The organism is Methanoregula sp. (assembly GCA_041645435.1).
In the GTDB taxonomy this organism is placed as follows: Archaea; Halobacteriota; Methanomicrobia; order Methanomicrobiales; family Methanospirillaceae; genus Methanoregula.
The window spans coordinates 131124-150106 of the sequence record JBAZQB010000004.1; the positions used below are offsets into that span (position 1 = coordinate 131124).

At 49.9% G+C, this 18983-nt stretch carries 19 protein-coding genes; 8 read left to right on the forward strand and 11 right to left on the reverse strand.

Translation table 11 applies throughout. The features are described 5' to 3' along the window. Positions 1-13: 13 nt before the first annotated feature. Positions 14-901 carry an ADP-ribosylglycohydrolase family protein gene (locus WC593_09575; protein MFA4825391.1) on the forward strand — a complete coding sequence of 296 codons (888 nt, stop codon included), beginning with the start codon at positions 14-16 and terminating at the stop codon, positions 899-901. Positions 902-1984: 1083 nt separating this feature from the next. Here the strand turns inward: WC593_09575 and WC593_09580 are convergent. The 3 genes from WC593_09580 to WC593_09590 form a co-directional block, all read right to left on the reverse strand. Further along, a complete protein-coding gene (locus WC593_09580) occupies positions 1985-2614 on the reverse strand; it encodes a hypothetical protein (GenBank protein ID MFA4825392.1) in 630 nt (209 codons plus the stop codon). 474 nt (positions 2615-3088) lie between these two features. After that, positions 3089-3535 carry a UPF0179 family protein gene (locus WC593_09585; GenBank protein MFA4825393.1) on the reverse strand — a complete coding sequence of 149 codons (447 nt, stop codon included), beginning with the start codon at positions 3533-3535 and terminating at the stop codon, positions 3089-3091. A gap of 6 nt (positions 3536-3541) precedes the next feature. Then, the gene (locus WC593_09590) at positions 3542-4621 is read right to left on the reverse strand and encodes an NAD(P)-dependent glycerol-1-phosphate dehydrogenase (GenBank protein ID MFA4825394.1); all 1080 of its coding nucleotides are present in this window, start codon (positions 4619-4621) and stop codon (positions 3542-3544) included. Between the two features lie 12 nt (positions 4622-4633). Between WC593_09590 and WC593_09595 the strand changes: the two genes are divergently transcribed. From WC593_09595 to WC593_09615, 5 genes are all read left to right on the forward strand, one after another. Further along, positions 4634-5500 (forward strand): DUF63 family protein, encoded by an 867-nt coding sequence (locus WC593_09595; protein ID MFA4825395.1) that lies wholly within the window; start codon positions 4634-4636, stop codon positions 5498-5500. Beyond that, positions 5493-6059, forward strand: a complete 567-nt coding sequence (locus WC593_09600; protein MFA4825396.1) for a stage II sporulation protein M — start codon at positions 5493-5495, stop codon at positions 6057-6059. Before WC593_09595 ends, WC593_09600 begins: the two co-directional genes overlap by 8 nt. Positions 6060-6074: 15 nt before the next feature. Then, entirely contained in the window at positions 6075-7511 is a 1437-nt protein-coding gene (gene proS / locus WC593_09605) for a proline--tRNA ligase (protein MFA4825397.1), read from the forward strand. Positions 7512-7822: 311 nt separating this feature from the next. Then, positions 7823-8446, forward strand: coding sequence for a TMEM175 family protein (locus WC593_09610; GenBank protein MFA4825398.1), 624 nt, complete (start codon positions 7823-7825; stop codon positions 8444-8446). A 126-nt stretch (positions 8447-8572) separates the two neighbouring features. Then, positions 8573-9883 carry a YcdB/YcdC domain-containing protein gene (locus WC593_09615; GenBank protein MFA4825399.1) on the forward strand — a complete coding sequence of 437 codons (1311 nt, stop codon included), beginning with the start codon at positions 8573-8575 and terminating at the stop codon, positions 9881-9883. A gap of 25 nt (positions 9884-9908) precedes the next feature. Here the strand turns inward: WC593_09615 and WC593_09620 are convergent, their stop codons facing one another. The 6 genes from WC593_09620 to WC593_09645 form a co-directional block, all read right to left on the reverse strand. Further along, the gene (locus tag WC593_09620) at positions 9909-10253 is read right to left on the reverse strand and encodes a hypothetical protein (protein ID MFA4825400.1); all 345 of its coding nucleotides are present in this window, start codon (positions 10251-10253) and stop codon (positions 9909-9911) included. 1 nt (position 10254) lies between these two features. Next, positions 10255-11073 (reverse strand): hypothetical protein, encoded by an 819-nt coding sequence (locus WC593_09625; GenBank protein MFA4825401.1) that lies wholly within the window; start codon positions 11071-11073, stop codon positions 10255-10257. Next, entirely contained in the window at positions 11073-11705 is a 633-nt protein-coding gene (locus WC593_09630; protein MFA4825402.1) for a hypothetical protein, read from the reverse strand. Before WC593_09630 ends, WC593_09625 begins: the two co-directional genes overlap by 1 nt. Positions 11706-12117: 412 nt before the next feature. Beyond that, on the reverse strand, positions 12118-12573 hold the full coding sequence (locus WC593_09635; protein ID MFA4825403.1) for a hypothetical protein: 456 nt from the start codon (positions 12571-12573) through the stop codon (positions 12118-12120). 158 nt (positions 12574-12731) lie between these two features. Continuing rightward, complete coding sequence (locus WC593_09640; GenBank protein ID MFA4825404.1) at positions 12732-13040, reverse strand: hypothetical protein; 309 nt, start codon at positions 13038-13040, stop codon at positions 12732-12734. Between the two features lie 3 nt (positions 13041-13043). After that, on the reverse strand, positions 13044-13943 hold the full coding sequence (locus tag WC593_09645; protein MFA4825405.1) for an Mrp/NBP35 family ATP-binding protein: 900 nt from the start codon (positions 13941-13943) through the stop codon (positions 13044-13046). Between the two features lie 166 nt (positions 13944-14109). Here WC593_09645 and WC593_09650 point away from each other — a divergent pair, with 166 nt between their 5' ends. Beyond that, complete coding sequence (locus WC593_09650; protein MFA4825406.1) at positions 14110-14772, forward strand: zinc ribbon domain-containing protein; 663 nt, start codon at positions 14110-14112, stop codon at positions 14770-14772. Between the two features lie 631 nt (positions 14773-15403). Next, positions 15404-16591 (forward strand): HD domain-containing protein, encoded by a 1188-nt coding sequence (locus tag WC593_09655; GenBank protein ID MFA4825407.1) that lies wholly within the window; start codon positions 15404-15406, stop codon positions 16589-16591. 14 nt (positions 16592-16605) lie between these two features. Here the strand turns inward: WC593_09655 and WC593_09660 are convergent, their stop codons facing one another. After that, positions 16606-16797 carry a hypothetical protein gene (locus WC593_09660; GenBank protein ID MFA4825408.1) on the reverse strand — a complete coding sequence of 64 codons (192 nt, stop codon included), beginning with the start codon at positions 16795-16797 and terminating at the stop codon, positions 16606-16608. Between the two features lie 52 nt (positions 16798-16849). After that, the gene (locus WC593_09665; GenBank protein ID MFA4825409.1) at positions 16850-18907 is read right to left on the reverse strand and encodes a protein kinase; all 2058 of its coding nucleotides are present in this window, start codon (positions 18905-18907) and stop codon (positions 16850-16852) included. Positions 18908-18983: the final 76 nt, after the last annotated feature.

Consider the following 18983-nt stretch of genomic DNA (forward strand, 5'->3'; position numbering starts at 1 on the left):
ATATAGCTTTTTGATGACATTTATATCTGGAAACATGCGGCACGTAGGATCGTTAATTGCGCTCGCAATGGGGGACGCGTTGGGTGCGCCTTTTGAGGGATCTCTGCAATCTGAAGCGTGGGTGACAGATATGCGTCCCGGTGGGCGTAATTTCCGAAAAAAGGGTGCGATCACCGACGACACCTTACAGGCCATGGCTGTTGCAGAATCGCTCGCTGCATGCAGGGGATTCAACCAAAAAGACCTTATATCTCGGTTATTTTCCGGGTACGAAAAACGCCCGGAATGGTACGGTCCCACATCATCATTATTCTTTGATCTGGTCAAAACCGGGACCCTGCCGCACCATGCTGCATGGCTCGTGCACCAGCGACGTGGCGGCAGCCGGACGAACGGCAGCGTGATGCGGGGGTTCCCGCTCGGGATCTTCTATCCCGCTCCTGAAGTATATGCGATGAGCATGGCCTGCTCGCGGCTCACCCACTTTGACCCGGTTGCCGGCCACTGCTCCGCGTTTCTTAATGTGATGGTCAGCGACATGGTGCGGGGGATGTCCCGGTCGCGGGCATTCCGGCATGCACGATCGCTCTGCACGGACCCGGAAGTGCATGCAATGCTTGGCTCTTTTGATGAGCATAAGCCGGACCCTTCCTTAGATAGCGTGTTGTGCTCGCATGCGGCCCTGCATTGTTTCATGCATGCAAAGACGCTGGAGCAGGCGATCCTGTCTGCGATCAATCTTGGCGGGGATGCAGATACGGTTGGTGCGTGTTGTGGTGCACTGGCGGGAGCGTACTGGGGGATGGATGCGATCCCAAAACGGTGGTGTGCTGATTTGGAGGGGTATGAGGGGCTGGTGCGGCTGGCGGAGCGGGTGTGGCTGAATGCTGAGAGTACGTGAATTGCTCTGGCAGGTTGCGGTCCGGTTTTTTCATTGAAGTCTGGTTTTAATTTTTCAATCAGGGTTTGATGAAATAAAAAAGATCAAAGTCTGGTTTAAATTTTAAAATCAAAGTGTGATTAAAATTTTGAAATCAAAGTCCGGTTGAAATTTTTTGAGCAGGGTCTGGTTGAAAAAATAAAATCAAAGTCTGGTTGTTTTTTTTCAATCAAGATCCGATTGTTCCGGAAATTATTTTCAACCGCGATCGCGTACGTGATTGAAATTTTTCAAGCATAGTCTGGTTGATCCGGCTGAGTATCCTGATGAGCTGTTTGGGTGAGATGCCGGAGCGGGTTCACGTCGGATGGGCGCGAGATTTTTACTCTTTACTGGTTAAATGAGCATGAAACGGATCGCGTTTGGAAATTTTCAAGCAGAGTTTGATTGATCTCTGAACAGTTTTCAAGCAGGGGTTGGGGGGTCGATTGAAATTTTTTAAGCAAGCTTTGATTTATTTCTTTTAAGCAAAGTCTGGTTGAAAATTTAAAATCAAAGTGTGATTGAAATTTTATAAGCAAGGTCTGGTTAAAATTTTAAAATCAAAGTCTGCCTGAAAATTTCAAATCAAAGCTCAGTTGATTTGAACCAATTTCCCAAAACCATTTTTTATTAAATCGGCATGGACTCTTCAAGTTGATATCAGACCCGTTTATATAAACCGATTAACGATGGTTCCCCGCCTCAGGGCCTCTCCGAGGCACAGCGGGGCAATGAGGGGTTCAGAGATTTTCCGTCATTGATCCGCCGCGGGGGCGCCCCGTCGGGGGCGGCGGCGTTCATCGCAATTGTAGAATGAGGTTCATTCGTCATCTTATCGGAAAAGACCATTTCTATTTAAGGATGATTGTTTTTTAAAGAGATTTAAAGTAAACATCGACAAACTTTGTCTTTTTGTGTTATCATCTGAAAAAAACACATTATGATTTTTTTAAATAACACACAATTAATTGTTAATTATTTACACAAAATAATTTGATTTAAGTTCAAATTTCCATAACAGTACTTTAAAACACATTGTCTGATTCTTGTTTTTCCCACGCATTAACATATATCATCACAATCAGCACAACTTTCATTTCTCAAATCTTGTATCGTTTCTATCCAATCCGAAACACCTTCAAGATACTTGGTTACCCACATGGCATTTTCGTAAAAATGATTCATATCAACAGTATATTTTTCAGCAATTTGTGGATATCTGTAGGCAAATGATTTAGGGTCTTTTTGATAAATCTCGTTAATATAAAATTTAACACGTTTGAAATTAGCTAGATTTGTACGGTTACATTCAAAATTATCTGGTTCTGGTTCCATGGAGCTTAACCATTCCATTAACAATTTGTCGCAATAATCCCAAAGCTTCTTAATATCGTGACCGTATTTTTTTTTTAATTTTTCTTCATCGATAATCTTTGAATGTAGTTCTAATTCTAGAGTAATAATCAATTCCTTCAACTTAATTTCCAAGTATTGACGAAATACATATAATATAGGATAACAACGATCTGACGTGCAAACACCAGTCTTCGCTTCTTTTAACAATACATCAATAGCCCATTTCCATCCAAATGATAAAAATCTCCAAGGTGGAATATCATCAAAATCATTTAAGCCACGACTTTTTTTGGATAAAGCAGTTCCTCTAAACAAAGAAGTTGCCTTTGGAGTCAAAGTGGAATTAGGGTTCATATAAAACAAAATAATAATTATTCACTATTTAGAACTATTCGAAGGCATGGTATTTGAAAACTCCATCTACATTTCGCCGTTGTTTGATACACTACTTGAACTTCTCTACTGGTTTACTGTGACTTATTCTATATGAGCCTGGGGGCCTTTATGAGCATCAGACGTTCCATTCAGAATTAGTCTACAGTAGCCTTGAGGTGTGAGCCATTCGGGCTCGACATCACTCCAGCACGCTTCGTGGCGGGATTAAGTTACAGACTGTCCGCAAATTTAGGATAGAACGATATAGCCTACGTGGCGGGCGATTATGATAACGCCCTTCAAGAGGCGACACAGTCAGCCTCTTGTGCGGGAGGTCGGTTGATGCGACCGCATGAAAGAAACGCGGTTCATCGCCGTTGAACCTATGAACTTTTATAAAAAACAAAGTGAAACATTGACTTTCTTTAAAAACCATCACGCCGGCCTTATCTCGACCAGCTTCAGCGCACGGCCCTTGTCGCAGATGTTGGGAGCATTTCCCAGCACATCAACGACAACATACTTCTCGCCGTCCGTAACACCATCCGGCCGGCAGAGCGGATAACTCCGGCAATCGGACTTGTTGCAGGAAAGCTCGGTTTTTATCTTGGAGTTGACGATCGCCATATCGGCATTGATAAGCGCAGTGATCGGCGCTTCCATCACCTCGACTGCTGTAGCACCGTTCAGGTGAACCGGACAATCATGGTGCGTGGACCTGACCGTGACGATACGGTACTTCCGTCCCTTCTGGAGGTTGTGGCACGCTTTTTTCACCTTGCAGGTATCGCACTCCGCAATTTCACCCTCATAGATGAACTCGACATTCGGTTTTGCGAGCACCGTTCCCACCAGCGTAACCTTTGTTTTTGTTTCTGACAATGCCACTCACTCCTTGTAGAGCATCTGCACGAGTTTTTCCGCGGATTCCCGTGTGAGGCCCATATCGAATATTGTAAAGCGCTCGGGACGGATAGTCTTTGCCATCAGTAATGCTTCGACGGCAACGGCATCATCGATCCCGAGATCTGCCGGAGTTGTCGGGGCCCCGATCATCTTTAACGATGCCCGGATACCGCGCCAGTCCCCGCCGTGCAGGTACATCGAGATGATGGTGCCAATCCCGCAGCTCTCGCCATGCAGCGCCTTGCCCGGTGCAAGCTTGTCGAGCGCATGGGAGAACTTGTGCTCCCCGCCGCTTGCCGGGCGCGATGAACCGGCAATGCTCATCGCAACCCCGCTCGACACGAGCGCTTTGATGACAATCCATGCGGACTGCTCCTGGTGCGGTTTGATAAGGTGCGCATCCTTAACAAGGATCTCGGCTGTCATCTTCGAGAGCGTGACGGCATATTCGCTCATCGGTTCGCCTTTCACCCGGTGGGCGAGCTCCCAGTCAAGGATTGCTGTATAATTCGAGATCACATCCGCACACCCGGCCGCGAGAAGCCGGTGCGGGGCGGACGCGATGATACCCGTATCTGCAATGATTGCCATGGGGGGCTGCGCTTCCAGCGAGGCATGCCCCTCCACCGTAGGCACCGATGCGCGTGCAGAGGCGATACCGTCATGGGATGCGGCTGTCGGGATGCTGATAAACGGCCGATCGAGATTGTACGATACGATCTTTGCGGTATCGATCACCCGCCCGCCCCCGACTCCGATGAGGAAATCCGCATCCGCAGCAGCGATCTCTGCCTCTTTTATAACCGCAATATTGATCTCTTCTGCAAGAAAGGGGGTAACGTCGTAATCCTTATCAAGGATCATCTTAACCCGCCCGCCGGCCAGATTCATCGTGCCTTTACCCGAGATGAGAAAAGCGGAGTTTCCCAGTTTGAGATCCTCGCAGACCGCGGGGAGCTGCCCGAGCACATCATGGCCGATCACGACATCCCGGGGAAGCTGCATCCACTTGGACTTGTCAAAAACTTTGGGTTTGAGTAATTTTATTGCATCGGCGCTCATTCTAGATCATGGATGATTAGTGATTTCATATACAAATACTACATCGATCCCATCCGGATGGGACAACCCTATAATGTTGTTGATACGCTCACCTATGCCATTATTCTTGTTCTCGGGATTTATCTGCTCTATCGCTGGATGTCACAATCAACCTGGCTTTCCGATATAGGCTTTGAGATTAATGCATCTTTCATCCTTGCCACTCTTCCCTATGTCGTGCTGGGGGGTGTCCTGCGGGTCGTTCAGGACACGGGTATGTTAACGGGGGATTTCCAGTTCCTTCTCGTGACTCCCCTGATCTATTTCGTGCTCTTTTTTTTCACGATAGCGATGCTGTTCCTCTCACGGTACCTCACCCTCCAGGGACTGACAAAAAGTTTCCTCACGTTTTACGTGTTTGCCGGGATCATGGCAGTGTTTATAGTCTCGCTCGTGCTGCTGGCATGGGGAATCAATCACACCCATATTGACCTCTTCGTCCTTGCCATCATCCCCCTGATGGCACTCACCGCCACGGTGCTGGTATGGGCGTTTATGCGCTACGTGTTATCGTGGAAGTACGTAACCGATCCGCTCTACATCACCCTTCTCTTCGGCCAGTTGCTTGACGCAAGCGCGACAAGTTATGGCATTGACCTGCACCCCTCGGTCCAGTATATCGAACAGCACGTAGTCGGCTCCGGTCTCATAAACCTGACCGGGACCGCGTTTGTGATGTTTCCCTTAAAACTGGTTGTCCTGTTCCCGGCAATTTACATTATGCAGCTCTACCGGAAGGAGGCGAACCCGGCCTTCTGGCATCTCGTACTGCTTGCCATGATCGTTGTTGGTTTTGCACCGGGAATCCGTGACATGGTACGGATGGTCCTGTATGTCTAACTCGCCGCTCACCAATGCGATCATCATCACCTTTCTCCTTTTTTGTGCCACACTCACGGTAGGATGGGTAGGCACCCTGCAGAACCCTGAAGTTGGCGAAAATCTCATGAACCTCTTTGAAAAGGAAGTTGCCGGCCAGTTCATCGGAAACAATTCGTTTGAGATCTGCCTCAAGCTCTTTATCAACAACTTTGAGGCCTGTATCCTGCTTTTTTTGGGAGGGGTATCCTTTGGCATCCTCACGATATTCATCATGAGCTTAAACGGGATTGTGATAGGCGCAATCATGCAGATCATCCACGAGGATCATTCATGGATATTCCTTGCCGCAGCACTCCTCCCGCATGGTATCTTTGAGATCCCGGCCTTCATCATTTCAGGAGCTCTTGGGATCCTGCTCGCCCAGGCGCTCATAGCAGAATACTATGGCGGGGGGGATACCGCGGGCGAGGCACAGAAACTGGCCCGCATTTTTCTCCTGTATGTGTTGCCGCTCGTGGTAGTCGCCGCATGTGTCGAGGCTTTTATTACGCCGGTAATCATACAATTAGTAGCTTAAAACAGGATCAGCATCATGGACGACGACACCGGCACCCTGCCGCAAAAAGGGGACTTTTCTGCATGGTATAACGATATTCTATGGCGGGCCGAAATTATGGATGTCCGCTACCCGGTCAAGGGACTCTATGTCTGGTACCCGTACGGGTTTGCGATCCGCAAGCATGTGTACGCACAGCTGCGCAACCTGCTCGACCGGGATCATGAAGAGACCCTCTTTCCCCTGCTCATTCCGGAACAGGAGTTCATGAAAGAGGCCGAGCATATCAAGGGATTTGAAGACGAGGTCTACTGGGTTACCCACGGGGGCACGACACCGCTCGAGGTCAAGCTCGCGCTCCGTCCGACCAGCGAGACTGCCATCTACCCGATGTATGCCCTCTGGCTCCGATCACATGCCGATCTCCCGATGAAATACTACCAGATCGTCAACACGTTCCGGTACGAGACCAAGCAGACCCGCCCGCTGATCCGTCTCCGCGAGATCACCTCGTTTATGGAGTCGCACACCGTGCATGCGACGTGGGACGAGGCAGAAGCGCAGGTAGAATACGAGCTCGGGCTTACCTGCGAGTTCTACGATGGCCTCTGCATCCCGATCATCATCTCAAAACGCCCCGACTGGGACAAGTTCCCCGGCGCGGACTACACAATGGCAGTCGACGCGATCATGCCCAATGGCAAGACCCTCCAGATCGGCACCGTCCATCATCTCGGCGAGCACTTCTCAAAGACATTCTCGATCACCTTCGAAGACAAGAACGGCGAGCAGAAATTTGGCAGCCAGACCTGCTACGGCATCTCGGAGCGCAGCATAGCCGCCCTCATCAGCATGCATGGCGATGACAAGGGGCTCATCCTCCCCCCCGTTGCTGCACCGGTACAGGCAGTCATCGTCCCGATCACCATCGGAAAACGCCATGAGGACGTGCTCGCAGCAGCAGAAAAACTGAAAAACGATCTGATCGCTGCCGGTTTCCGGGTAAAGATCGATACCCGGGACATGCGCCCCGGTGCGAAATATTACTGGTGGGAGCTCCGTGGTGTCCCGCTCCGGCTTGAGCTCGGGCCGAGAGATCTCGATGCCGGCAAGGTCATGGCAGTGAAACGGACCGGCGAGAAGACCCAGATCGAGCTTGCTACCGTGAATGAAGGCGTGACCCGCGTGCTGGGTGAGATAACCCAAGCCATCCGGTCACGTGCCGAGGAGCACACGAAATCCCATCTCTGCACCGTTGCCTCAATGGATGCACTGGACGCAGCGCTCAACGAGGGAAAAGTGGCAGTTGTGTCGTGGTGCCAGAACAAGGGATGCGGCGATGTTATTGAAGAGAAGACCAGCGCAAGTATTCTCGGAACCAATGTCCGGTCGCAATACGTCTCCGCAACGGAAGGCGCCTGCATTGTCTGCGGCAAGCCGGGCAAGGCAACGCTGGTTGGCAGGACGTATTAATTTTTTTTGCTCGTTGCTTCGTCGGTGTAAAACTTTTGCTCTGTCGAAATCATTTAGAAAACTCTGACGCTACTATGGATATCTCATATCCATGGGTCCCTGTGGCTCGACTGTCATGAATACTCTCGGGGGCAATATATTACGTGAAAAAAGGTTTCTGCAATGCAAATTTTTTTTAATTCATTTTATTTAGATCTATACCCATCATAATTTCGGAAGGGATAATTTTAACCAGGTTTCACAGATCTCTGCGTCAAAACGAAAGAGATAATGCCAGTACCAGTCACAATTCGTTAAGGAATAAAAGTACTATGGCAATATATGAGCCGATCAGCAAGGTCAACCTTGAGCGTATCACCAATGGCATCTTTGCATTCACGATGACCCTGCTTGCACGAAATATCCTGATGCCGGATCCAGGTGCCATTACCGATATGCTGACATTTGGAAATTTTTTTGGTAAATCGATCCTGACTGTCATCGATTTTGTGGGAATATTTATCCTTCTCGCAATGTTCTGGATGCTGTTCTTCCAGATGTTCCACCGCATGAAGACCTATGATTATCATTTTCTCCATGTCCACATGCTGGCACTGATGGCCATCGTCATGCTCCCGTTCACCTCTGCATTCACCGGTTTGAGCCAGAATTTTCCCTTTGCCGATTTTTTCTTCCAGGCTAATTACCTGATGCTTGGGGTGATTCTCGCATATTTATGGTATTACGCGAGATCGAGACCGGAACTGTTAGACCCCGGGCTTACAGACCGTGATGCTCAGTTTCTTTTCCATAAGTGCTTAGTTCCGCCGGCTGTTGCAGGGATAGGGATCATCATGGTATTTTCCGGGGCCCGGTACCTGGATCTCCTGTATTTCCTCCCGTTCATTGTCATAGCTATATTTTTCAGGAATCCGCCGGTGGAACCTGCAGGCTGAACAGCTGCTCATTGTTACTGCAAAAAACGCGGCCATCTCTTCTGGTATTCAGAGCTTGCCAACCGGTTGTCTTTTTTTACCTGTTGCAGAATATATACTAACAGTATTTCATACGAGGCACCCGCAGTGAGCACCCGTCCCGATGACCCCGATGCAACGTATCTTCCGGCACGTTACCGGCAGCAGATGAATGCAAAGAAGCAACGCCGTATTTATAAAAAACTGGTGGCTGTTGGCATAGTGTTTGTCGTTTTGATCGCCGCCTGTCTCCTGCTCAGCGGAATGCTCTCGGGCCCTTCATCCCCGACCCCAATAAAAAGCCCGGTTACTCCCACGCCTGTTATAACGGGACAAACCCCGGCACCTGTAGTGGACGTAACCGTTGCTGTTACACCGGGTTATGCTATGGGGGCGGGAATTTCCGTTCTCCGCTCACCGGATATGCTCCTTCTGGACAACGCGGTATCATTCCTCCGGCTCGACTATCCTGCCGAAACCTACCGGCTGATCAGTGCAAATCTCACGGACCGGTATGCCGGTCACCTGCTCTACGAGTTCGCGATCCAGCCTGCGGATTTATCGCAGGCAACCGGTGTCATGGTTTTTGAAGATGCGGTGAGTGGTGATCCCTACACCCCCGGTCAGGAAAATGCCCGTATCCCCCCAGCGAAAGCACAGGATCTCGCAAGAAAAGCCTTCCCCGCAATCCAGCCTGACTCCGTCAGGGTGCGGTATATTGCCAGCACTGATTCTGGCAGGACCTGGAATTTTGCGCTGGTAAAAAAGTCAACTCCCCTCGTGACTGGTTCTCTGGATGCCGAAACAGGGCAGATATCATCGTTTACCCTGGCAATCCAGAATCTGGGGAGGCCGGCAGAACCCGTACTCGATATATCGACCGCACAGAAAAATGCGGATCGCTATATCTCCAACCAGAACGGCCCGGTTGCGATCAACATGAGCGAAAGCCGGTATTCCTCCTTAGGTTCCCCCTCGGATCCCATTGCCGGCCAGTACCTCTTTACCTACAACCGGATCGTAAACGCAATTCCCTGCGATATTGAAGGGTTTTTCGTCGGTATCGATGCTGTGAACGGTGAAATTACGGCTTACGAACGGCACTGGAACGCTCCGGACATTGCCTTTTCCACAATGTCTGAACAGCTTGTACTGAAACGTGAAGCCACCTTTGCAGTTCTCAAACAGGCAAAAGAAACGTACCCGGAATCGGTGAACGGACTCCGTATCATATCAGCAGAAATCCGGTGGAAGGACCCGCAGTATTCCGAAATTACGCCCCGGCCCGGCACTATCCCCCTTGCTTGGAAAGTTACGTTTGATGATGATGTCATCCGGGCGAACCGTTCTGCACAACCTGCAGTCGCATGGGTGGATGTTCAAATGGGTAGCATTCTGGATTTCCAGTACCAGCATTAAAAAACATGCCGGTATTCCTCCTGTTTTAGAGAAGGTACAACCCCAACAGGAATGAGGCTGCGTTCATGATGAACGAACAGACCAACGCACGCTTCAGCTCCAGCCCCAGAACCCGGTTGAGGATGGCTGCTTCCACGAGGAAGACCAGCGTCTCCCCGATCAGTATGTAATATGCCGCGTCCACGTACGGTGGCAGGATAAACCAGAGATAGGGGAGGGTGAGGGCAGTGCAGAGCGCCCCGACACCTGTGATCCTTGCCAGTGGTAAGGTCTTATCCCGGAAGACGAAGCGGATGAGCGCTATAAGGATGGAGATTTCGATGACCCAAGTCGTGACGAGCGCCAGTAAAAAGTAGGTCTCATACAGCATGTCAGCACTTGGCTCCGAAGAAGTTCAGGATGCTACAGTAGAGCGAGGTAACCGGACTATGGGATACGGCATTCATCGTCGTCGGAACTGACGTTACTTCTATAGGAGTCACATTATCTGATGGGATACTGAACCGGAGTTCGCAAAAATGATAGACAATGTCCCCATTAGGATCTCGTATCAGATCAGTCTCGTTAAGTTTAATTCTGTGAGCTTGCTGACATGCTTTACCTCTTGAAGAGACTGCATCCCAACACCGATCATATTCAGGTGTAAAAGCCGGGTCGGTGTGTGATTTATTTTCATCCAGTTTCATGAGGAACTGATCACATTCTTCATACCGGAACTTGCAGGAGTCGTAACCCGGTAATGTCTGATAGTAATATTTCCTATCAACATCATCGTATTGCGGTTTGTATTGACAGTTCGGCAATGGGGACCGGGAAAAATTTTTGATACTGAAGGGTTTTTTTACATAAATCCCTTCCAGATCACAATAGGAGATATTTACATAAAATGAGGATGGGACATACTGATAAACGACGCAGCCATATTCAGGACATGTAGCGGAAAATGTTGAGACCATTTCGAGGTCATTTGAGGAATCCGTCTTTTCAGTTGTATTCTTTGTCCAAGGAAGCTGAGTATACCGCCCGTAACAATTCATTGAAAATGTTACTGTTCCATTGACGGGTATATTAGTCTGGTCGATATAGACTTTGGTCATTGCCATAGGTTCCAGCGGATTTCCAAGAGCCGGGGAAAGGAGAACTGCCGTTGCACATAGGCTGATTAATAAAAATAAACTGGATTTTCTCATCACTCGCACCTCCCGCCAAGGAACTGTACGATGCTGCAGTAGAGGGAGGCGACGGGACTTGTCGGAGTGTAAAGGGGAACGGTTGATGAAGGAGTAATTTCAGGAGTGTGGGATTGTGAGGGAGTCACTGTTTGGGTGATGTAGGGGGTGAGCGATGGATATTGTTTTTGCCGGGTCAGGTTTGGGGTTTCAGCGGGAGTCTCGATATAGGAGGGAATCGTAAATCGGGACTCACAATAGCGTGAAGGCGTGTAATTGTATTTTGTGAACATCATTGAGGAGGGATCGACCGGTGAAAGATAGTGCTCACAAGTCTCCTTTTCTTTATCAAAGGGAGCGATGCATTGTATATATGCATCCGCATCATCATAATTGACATCTTCATCTCCCACGATCGTATACCCCCCGCATTCACGAGATGTATTCAGACCGCATGTATAGGCATAAGTGTACTGACGGCACTGGTCTTTTAAGGGTTGAATTCTTTTCATACAGTCTTGATATTCCGGGGTGAATTTGTAATAGGTGTAATTGGAGAGGTCCCTCTTGCGGACATCGTACTGATACAATGGATCAATACAATACATTGCCGGGATATTCGAAAAATTCCTGAAGACAAACGGTTGTCCCATTGTCCGACCTTCTAAATCGCAAGCATTCGTATTAAATTTCACATAATTCGTCAGATCTTCGACAGGACATCCATAATAAAGACAGGTCCCGGAAAATGACAGGGTCTTCTCCCTGAGCGTGTTACCATCTGTCGGACCTGAGGGTTGATCAATCTGAACCGCAGTTGGGAGAAAATGATAGCAGGTGACAGTGAATGTTACCGATTGATTATAGGGCATTCCGTCTTTTTCAAAGAAAAAACGTGACACTGTTGGTTTTATTATCATGTTGGCATACGCGGGGCATGTCAAGAATAATATCAATAGGACGAGAATGAGGAAATGCCAATACCCGCCACATTTCATACAAAGCGTAAAAGTCAATTCAATAAATTACTTGCCATTTGATTTTATAAAAAAAGAAAAAGTGCGTTCAGCACTTGTCGCAGACGTACTCAACTGCGATTGCTGCCTTGCGCATGTCGCCTTTGATCTGTTTCTTCCCGCCTTTAAAGAAGAGTTTTTTACAGCTTGCACAATATTTGGGCCGGATCCGGTCCCACCGGCTCATGGGAATCTCAAGGGTAAAGGCGGTCCTGTTCCAGTCTTCCGGGGGCTTCTCCGCGTTCTGCTCGTAGACTGCGACAAACTCCATGATCTGGTGGGGTGGCACTCCTAAGTCAACGAATTTTTTGAAGACAAAGTAGTTGAAGATCAGCCACGAGAGATCCGAGCGATCGAGGATGCCTTCATACTCCCCGAATGCCTCATCGAATTCCTCTAACGAGCAGCCGCAGAGCGGGCATTTGCCCCCTACGAGTTCGTCAAGGAAAACCTCTTCCTGGCACCCCGGACAGGTCGTGTGCGGGGATTGCATGCGTGATGTCATTGCTATTCTCCCAAGGTAAAATTATTGATATTCTTATGCACTGGGAACTAAAACCGTTGCTACAGATTAGTAGTGTAACTAGTGTTTCGCGGGTGTGCACATATAGGTATCACCAGTGCATGTGCACCCCGATAAGAGTGTTGTGGTCGGGGAAAAAATCACTCAGCGGTGAGGTCTTCGCGCTCCATGATCAGGGTGCCATAGACCACTTTTTCGAGCACCTGCGCAACATACTTGATGTGCATGGCTTTTTCCAGGTCCTCATTCCGGTGAATATCTGAGTACAGCTGGAGCCGTATTAAGGAGAACCGGAAGCGGTCGAGTGTATCATCGTCCATGTTCATCGCTTCCCGGTAGACCGGTTCGATCAGGTCGGGAAATGCCAGCGGGTTCTCCAGGCAGGCGATGATCCCCGTGTAGATCGGAAGTGGCTTTTCCTTCCCGGTAAGAATCCGCAGGTAGTCCATCGTTTATCCCTCGACAACGCCGATGAGCGATTCCATTACTTTATCAACGGCAGTCCATGTCGGGCTGTCGCTGCTGCCACGCCTGATGATAAACGGTCGCCCCTCATCGCCTGCCTTGCGCATCTCGATATCGATCGGTATTGCCCCAAGGAACGGCACCCTGAGTTCTTCGGCAATCTTTTTGCCGCCACCCTTGCCGAAGAGATCGATCTCCTCACCGCAGTGGGGGCAGAGCATGCCGCTCATATTCTCGATAATCCCGATGACCGGAAGCCCCAGTTTCTCGATAAATTTCGCTGATTTTCTTGCATCCATCGTGGCGACATCCTGAGGGGTTGTCACAATGACTGCTCCCCGGACGTTCGGTGCAAGCTGGGCGATCGTGAGCGCTTCGTCACCGGTGCCTGGCGGGAGATCGACGACCAGGTAGTCAAGCGGCCCCCAGTTCACTTCACCCAGGAACTGCTGGATTGCCGCCATCTTCATCGGCCCGCGCCAGATGATCGGGGTGCTTGTATCGGGTAACAGGAACGCCATTGAAAGAACAGATAACATGCCGGTGACACGAACCGGCTCTATTTTATCGTCCATCATCGCAAGTTTGTGATCTTCGATGCCCAGCATCTTGGGGACATTGGGGCCATGCATATCGAGATCGAGAAGACCCACTTTCTTACCATGGTTTGAGAGGGCATATGCAAGATTAACCGAAACGGTGGATTTTCCCACGCCCCCTTTACCGCTCAGCACCATGATGACGTGTTTGACATCAATTGCAGCTTTTGGCGGGAGGCCGGCCATTGTCTTCTTTGTCGATGAGCAGCTGGATGCAGTCGCGCAGCTGGAGCACTCGCTTTTGCACTCCTCGTCCGCATTTTTTGATTGGGTATTGTTCTTTGCCATGATATCCCTTGAATAAATTCTGATGGTGTACTCGTACCAGTTGTCACCCTTAGACAATAAAGATGTGGAAATTACCCATGACTCCTGTGACAGAACAAGGCATTCCCCCGGGCACGGCAGGAAAAAAACTGCATCTTTTTATAACCCGCCCGCTCACCGATCTGTAATGACATACGGCCAGAAATTCTGTACTGAGTGCGGTGAACCCCTGGTACCAGATACCCGGTTCTGTGGTCACTGCGGCAGCCCGGTTGCCGGGATGGTCCCGACAAACTCTCCTGCTGCCAGCCCTGCGCCAGCCCCGCAGCAACCTCCCGTATTGCAGGGAGCCGCCATTCCTGACGGCCCGGAGCAAATTATCGGCATCGTTCCGTTCCTGGAGCAGGGCCTCATCTCGGTGATCCACTATACCCTGCTTGTCACCCCACAACGCCTCATCTTCTGCACGTGGAACCCGGACAACGATGAGGCAATGTCCGATGCCGATGACGAGATGACGCTGGAGTCCTGCAACATTGAAGAGACACCCGACGAGATCGCCCATTTCCAGGCTAAGGACTGGGCAGTCGGGCCGTGGCAGCGGTACCTGTCCATGCCCATCGATGCCATCACTGCCAATGCTCCAGGTTCCATCCTCCTCCCGATATCCGGTATTGCAGGAGTGGATATCACCTGCGAGACCCGAAACTCCACACAAGACACTCTCTTGATAGACGCGGGAGGTCGCCGGCACACGTTTGACCTGATGTACTCCCAGGGTCCGTTTCTCTTCCGTCTCCTTAAGCCTCTACTCGGGGAGAGGGTCCGCATGACAGATCCTCTCGAATAGCAACGCGGCCTCGACCGGCAGCGACCCGCCCGGAGTACCGTTCGCAATCCAGCCCTGCGCAGCAGCAGGACACAACGGGCATTATTTTTTGCACTTTCGTTCATTATCCGGTGAAAAGAGTATCCACAAAGGATATCGAAATTCTGCTTAATGGTGGGTAACTGGATTTGTTTTTTTCCCTTCAGGGAGTATTTCCCATGAAAACAGACATGATGCTGGTGTGCCACAAGCATACAAGATGAAAATTGCCGGGGGTATTTTCATATTAAATTATCCCCTTCAGGAATTATAATGGGGGTTGAAACCCCCATACCCCCAGATACGATAAACTCCGCCGCCCCGAAGGGCGCCCCGCGGCGGTTCAATGACAAAAAATACTAAAACCTCATTGCCCCGCCGTGCCTCGGTGAGGCCCTGAGGCGGGGGAGAATCATAAAAACGATTTTCATGGTTTGGGTGTGAACTTAATTGTTCATGTCCGTTTCTCCAAATTACCCTATCATCCCATCCCTCAAACAATGCACGCCATTTCCCCAGATACAGCAAGTCCTGCACAGGTTTCAACCCATCGACAATTTGTACCATCACGTACGTCAGGATTATTACATCCCGGCACAGATAGACGTGCAGGATGAAAAAACGGGATATGGTGCGGTCCCTGGACAAGGGGCTTGATTCTGCCATCCGGACGATGGCAGGGAAACATGAATCTCTTCTCTCCCCCCTTGCAGCTACCAGCGCCGATGCAATCCGCCGTCACAACCGGACGGCTGAAGATATCCGCTCCCCCTACTCCCGTGATGGCGATCGCATCATCCATACAAGGGCATATTCGAGATATATTGACAAAACACAGGTCTTTTACCTGGTTGAAAACGATCACATCACCCACCGTCTCATACATGTCCAGCTCGTCTCAAAAATTGCCCGGACGATCGGGCGCTGCCTGCGTCTCAACGAAGATCTCATTGAGGCCATCGCGCTCGGGCATGACATCGGTCATATTCCGTACGGCCACTTTGGCGAGACCTGTCTTTCAGCGCTCTGCGAGCAGTACAATATCGGGAAATTTTTCCACAACGTGCAGAGCGTGCAGTTCCTTGATCGTATCGAGGATTGTGATCTGAGCATGCAGGTGCTGGATGGCATTCTCTGCCACAATGGCGAGGCAGATGATCTCCATATCACCCCCGTTCCCTGCGTGAGCTGGGCAGCGTTTGACAAGAAAGTGCAGGACAATGCCGATGGGATCCGAAGCGGGGCATCCATGACCCTTGAAGGCTGCGTGGTCAAGTTTGCTGATACGATTGCCTATATCGGGCGGGATATCCAGGATGCACGGGAGATTGGACTGATCAATGCTTCTGTACCCTTACCGGAAGAAAGTACTGACGTTTTGGGGAGTTCCAACCGCGAGATCATCAATACGCTGATCTATGACCTGCTGGAGAACAGCGACAGTGAAAACAGCGGATACATCGCATACAGCCGCGAGGTCGAAAAAGCCCTGATCGGGCTCCGCCAGTTCAGCCGGACACACATCTACAATAATGAAAAACTTACTGCCGAACGGCCGAAAATAGAACGGATGTATGCGACCCTGTTTCAAACCTATCTGGATGACCTGGAATCAGGGCGGAAGGACACAAAAATTGTTACCGATTTCATAAAAACCGGCTGGACCAGTCCACGGTACCTGGAGACTGCAACGGATGCCGAACTCGTGCGCGACTTTATTGCGGGTATGACCGATCGTTACTTTGCAAAACGGTTTGAAGAATGTGTTATTCCCCGAAGGATAGATGAAAAGTTTTCCTGATATAAGATTTTAATTCAATCGTACTTGCTCTTGGGTTCTGCCCAGCCGGTAAACCCGCAATAAATACATCCGGCACCCTCGCAATGCTGACATGGCCGCTTGGGGGCAGTGACCAGCACGGTACCGGTTTTATTGCAGACTGTGCATCCGAATCCCTCACACGACGCACACTGTGCAGGTTCATAGTATTTTTGGCCTTCACTCATACAATCACCTTAAAAAATGCATAGTATAACCAGATAAAATCCATTCATGCATTCACTCTTCATCCTCGTCAAGATAACGGGAAAGAGCATCGAGCAGGTCTGCCGCTGACTGGTACCGGTCAGCGGGATGTTTTTCCAGGCATTTGAGAATAATCTTTTCAACCGCTGCGGCATCGGCAGTGTACTCTGAAGGGGCGATTGGCTTCTCACGCAGGATCGCATTTCCCACTTCGACAATACTTTCGCCGCCAAACGGGATGGAGCCGGTGACCATTTCGTAAAAGACCACCCCCAACTGGTAGATATCGGTCCGTTCATCAGTCCGGCCGAACTCCGAAGGAGAGACCTGTTCCGGGGCGGCATACGAGAGCGAGAATCCGGCAATGCTGGATTTTTTTACATCTGCCGCAAGCACCTTGCTCATTCCCCAGTCCGTGATCTTCGGTACACAATCATCATCTACGAGAATGTTGTGCGGCTTGATGTCGCGGTGGATAAACCCGTGTTCGTGGGCATACCTCATGCCTTCAGTGATTCCCCTGATGATATGCACTGCTTTCCAGACGGGCAGCGGCTTTTTGAGTTCCTCTAATGAGCCGGGCACGAACTCCATCTCCACGTAGGGCACGGGCAGGATATTTACCCCGAATACTTCAACAATATTCGCATGGCGCAATGTTTCCCATGCCTTGATCTCGTTTAAGAACGATCTTCCCGTCATCTCGTCGAAACTGATCGGGATCTTGACTGCCACTTTCAGCCCGTCCGTCTTTCGGACCGCGGAAAAAACCCACGCGATGCCCCCCCTGCCGACAAACGTGATATCCGTATATTTGTTCTCCAGTTCCCGGGGGAAGTAGTATTTCTGGTCGGAAGTAGCCGGGTAATGCATTTCAGGTCCGGTCTCTTCTGGAACGGATGTTGTCATGACCGGTGTGGTTATGGGAGAACGGGACCTGCGCGAGATTATGGTTGCCTTTGCCGGGAGGGCTGCCGGTTCATGGGGGGGATCTTTTGGTACGTGTGCTTTTTGTTTTTTGTACACGAGATAGATCGCGCCAGCAAGAACGGCAAGGAAAAAAATCCCCAGTGCCAGTGTAGTGGTTCCCCCAGGAATCCTCCTTAAAAGATCGGTTACCGGTGTCGGGGGTGGGGTAATGGCAGTTGCAACCGGGACCACAGGTGTCGTCTTAACCGGTAACGGGGTCAGAGCATGGGTATTGACCGGAACCGGCATGATCCCCTTGTAATACTCTTTTGGATCCATGAGGGGGAATGCATCGATGATATCCTGGGACGACTCCTGAATCCCTTTCAGGGTTCCCCCGGCAGCTATTACATACGGGGAGTCCCCAATCCCATCCCCATTCTCATCCCTGCCGTGGTAATTGCTCCAGTAGTTCCCCATCCGGCCCTCCTCTCTCTTTCCGAGATAGGTATACGTCACCGGAGTTGTTGTGCTCCAGATCGTCGTAGTACTCTTTGATAGCACATTCTGGGTATTGATAAATGTGTTAAATGAGATCTGGTTGGAGAGGGAACGTTCATCAAGACTGATGCCATGGGTATTTGCGCTGATCGTATTATCTTCAATCAGGTTATCGTTCGAACTCTCAAGTACAATGCCGGTAAGCTGGTTGTTGATGATACTATTTCTCGAGATGGTGTTTTTCCGGGCTGATACCAGTGTTATCCCCTGCGCATTGTTCTTTATGACATTATTCCTGATCGTATTCAGGTCAGAAGAGATCCGGATACCATTTAATGCGTTACTGTTCCTGATGACAAACCCTTCGACAGTGCATCCCTCAGAGAGGATCTCCACCGCATTGCCATTATCCCTAGGATCAATAACCGGCGCACCATTGCCGCTGTCGATGCCAACAAGGAAAATCTTCTTGTCGAGACGGACACTTTCCGCATAGGTCCCGCTCTCAACCGTGATGGTATCGCCAAAAGAAGCCCAGTCAATTGCCTCCTGTATGCTGACAAATTCGGCACCAGACGGTGCAACGGTATGTCCGGCAGCCGTTGCCGTAGCGATACACGCTGTACAGAGGACAAGAAAAAATACGACAATCAGCTGGGTTGCGGGGAAAATACGGGTCATAAGCTTGTTAAACGGATTACCTGCAGATTATCAGACAAGTCTACTATTCTTCTTTTTTCCATTGTTATAAAAAAAC

Coding starts and splice junctions, on each gene's coding strand:
- WC593_09590 (MFA4825394.1), bottom strand. CDS start 4,621: ATGAGCGCCGATGCAATAAAATTACTCAAACCCAAAGTTTTTGACAAG.
- WC593_09600 (MFA4825396.1), top strand. CDS start 5,493: ATGTCTAACTCGCCGCTCACCAATGCGATCATCATCACCTTTCTCCTT.
- WC593_09640 (MFA4825404.1), bottom strand. CDS start 13,040: ATGGACTACCTGCGGATTCTTACCGGGAAGGAAAAGCCACTTCCGATC.
- WC593_09575 (MFA4825391.1), top strand. CDS start 14: ATGACATTTATATCTGGAAACATGCGGCACGTAGGATCGTTAATTGCG.
- proS (MFA4825397.1), top strand. CDS start 6,075: ATGGACGACGACACCGGCACCCTGCCGCAAAAAGGGGACTTTTCTGCA.
- WC593_09660 (MFA4825408.1), bottom strand. CDS start 16,797: ATGAGTGAAGGCCAAAAATACTATGAACCTGCACAGTGTGCGTCGTGT.
- WC593_09620 (MFA4825400.1), bottom strand. CDS start 10,253: ATGCTGTATGAGACCTACTTTTTACTGGCGCTCGTCACGACTTGGGTC.
- WC593_09665 (MFA4825409.1), bottom strand. CDS start 18,907: ATGACCCGTATTTTCCCCGCAACCCAGCTGATTGTCGTATTTTTTCTT.
- WC593_09630 (MFA4825402.1), bottom strand. CDS start 11,705: ATGGGACAACCGTTTGTCTTCAGGAATTTTTCGAATATCCCGGCAATG.
- WC593_09610 (MFA4825398.1), top strand. CDS start 7,823: ATGGCAATATATGAGCCGATCAGCAAGGTCAACCTTGAGCGTATCACC.
- WC593_09625 (MFA4825401.1), bottom strand. CDS start 11,073: ATGAGAAAATCCAGTTTATTTTTATTAATCAGCCTATGTGCAACGGCA.
- WC593_09595 (MFA4825395.1), top strand. CDS start 4,634: ATGATTAGTGATTTCATATACAAATACTACATCGATCCCATCCGGATG.
- WC593_09650 (MFA4825406.1), top strand. CDS start 14,110: ATGACATACGGCCAGAAATTCTGTACTGAGTGCGGTGAACCCCTGGTA.
- WC593_09655 (MFA4825407.1), top strand. CDS start 15,404: ATGAAAAAACGGGATATGGTGCGGTCCCTGGACAAGGGGCTTGATTCT.
- WC593_09645 (MFA4825405.1), bottom strand. CDS start 13,943: ATGGCAAAGAACAATACCCAATCAAAAAATGCGGACGAGGAGTGCAAA.
- WC593_09635 (MFA4825403.1), bottom strand. CDS start 12,573: ATGACATCACGCATGCAATCCCCGCACACGACCTGTCCGGGGTGCCAG.